Here is a 1,787-nt window from a genome sequence, read left to right as displayed (position 1 = left end):
TGCGGACGCGCTGCTTGGCGGCGCCACCTATTCCACCGCGGATACCGTGCGCCCCGCGCTCCAGATCATCAAGACCAAGCCGGGCAGCAAGATCGTCTCCTCCTGCTTCATTCTGGTCCGTCCCTCCGCCACCGGCGACCGCGAGGTGTTGGCCATGGGCGACTGCGCCATCAACATCAAGCCCACCGAGGACGAGCTGGTGGAAATCGCGCTGGAGACCGCAGCCACCGCCCAGCAGTTTGGCATTGATCCCAAGATCGCGTTTTTGAGCTATTCCACCCTTGGCTCCGGCAAGGGCGAGGATGTGGACCGGATGCGGGGCGCCTATCTCAAGGCCCATGCCGCCGCGCCCGAGCTTGCAATGGACGGCGAGATGCAGTTTGACGCGGCTGTTTCTCCCCATGTGGCCCACACCAAGTGCCCCGCTTCCCCGGTGGCCGGCCATGCCAACACCTTTATTTTCCCCGACATCAACGCCGGCAACATCGGCTATAAGATTGCGCAGCGTTTGGGTTCCTTTGAGGCATACGGTCCCATCCTTCAGGGCCTGAACGCACCCATCAACGACCTCTCCCGGGGCTGCAATGCGCAGGAGGTCTACTCCATGGCCATCATCACTGCGGGCCTTGTGGAGTGCGAATAAACCCGAACCTGCTCTGATCAATAGAAAACACGGACGCCAAAGGCGTCCGTGTTTTTTTGTATCAATATCCTGAAAAAGACGGTTGCTCGGTACCTGGAAAGGAAAGAACCGTTACAGGACAAGCAGCTCCTTGGGCGCATGGGTGATGTCCGTGCAGCCGCCGTCCTTGATAATAATTACGTCCTCGATGCGCACGCCCAGCCGTCCCGGCAGGTAAATCCCCGGCTCCGCCGAGATGACCGCCCCGGCGGGCAAAGGGTCCTCATTCCGGGCGGAGGCGTTGGGAGATTCGTGAATCTCCACCCCCACGCCATGGCCGAAGCTGTGGCTGAAATAGTCGCCCCAGCCCGCGTCTTCGATGACCTGCCGCGCCGCGCCGTCCACGGCCCGGCCGGTCACGCCCGCCGCAGCGGCGGCGATTCCCGCCTTCTGGGCCGCCAGCACGGTTTCGTACACCCGGCGCATTTCTTCCGACACAGACCCCACCGCCACGGTGCGGGTCATGTCGGAACAGTAACCATGGAAGATACAGCCGAAGTCCATGGTGACAAATTCGCCGTTTTGAATTTCACGGAGACTGGGGACCCCGTGGGGCAGGCTCCCGTTGGGGCCGGACACCACAATGGGGTCAAAGGACATGTCCTCCGCGCCGTAGTGTAACATGAGGTATTGGAGCCGGGCGGCAATTTCCTTCTCCGTTTTGCCGGGGCGGATTTCTTTCAGAATATCCTCCAGCGCTTGCTCGGCAATGCGCTGGGCGGAGATCAGCGCCGATTGCTCCTCGTCGTCTTTCACCCTGCGCAGGTCAAAAAGCAGGTCTGCCGCAGGAGTCAGCTCGCAGTGAAGGGCCTTGCGGTATCCCTCGTAGTCCGCCACGGTCATATACGCGTCTTCAAAGCCGACGATGTTCGCGCTCTGCTCTGCAAGGGCCTCGTTGATCAGGGCTGTGTAGCTCCGGCCGGGCCGCACCTCCCGGATTTCGGCGTGTTCCACAACCCGCGCCGCCGCTTCGGTATAGCGCGCGTCGGTAAAATAGTAGGTGTTGCCTTTGGTTACGAGGGCCGCCCCGTCCGTTCCGGAGGAGCGGAAGCCCGAGGCGTAAAACCGGTTGGCCTCTCCGGTAAGCAGCATGGCATCCAGACCA

General features: G+C 61.8%; 2 protein-coding genes. One reads left to right on the top strand and one right to left on the bottom strand.

Translation table 11 applies throughout. The annotated features are described in order from the left end of the window. On the top strand, positions 1 to 643 hold a 643-nt coding region (locus B2W96_RS01385; RefSeq protein WP_293007798.1), incomplete at its 5' end, for a phosphate acyltransferase. Between the two features lie 111 nt (positions 644 to 754). Here B2W96_RS01385 and B2W96_RS01380 read toward each other — a convergent pair. Beyond that, positions 755 to 1,783 carry an aminopeptidase P family protein gene (locus tag B2W96_RS01380; protein ID WP_293007802.1) on the bottom strand — a complete coding sequence of 343 codons (1,029 nt, stop codon included), beginning with the start codon at positions 1,781 to 1,783 and terminating at the stop codon, positions 755 to 757. Positions 1,784 to 1,787 lie beyond the last annotated feature (4 nt).

Origin of the sequence: Oscillibacter sp. UBA6647 (assembly GCA_002455655.1) — a bacterium.
In the GTDB taxonomy this organism is placed as follows: domain Bacteria; phylum Bacillota; class Clostridia; order Oscillospirales; family Oscillospiraceae; genus Oscillibacter.
The sequence above is the reverse complement of the archived record's forward strand: the minus strand, read 5'-3'. Positions and strand labels throughout refer to the sequence as shown.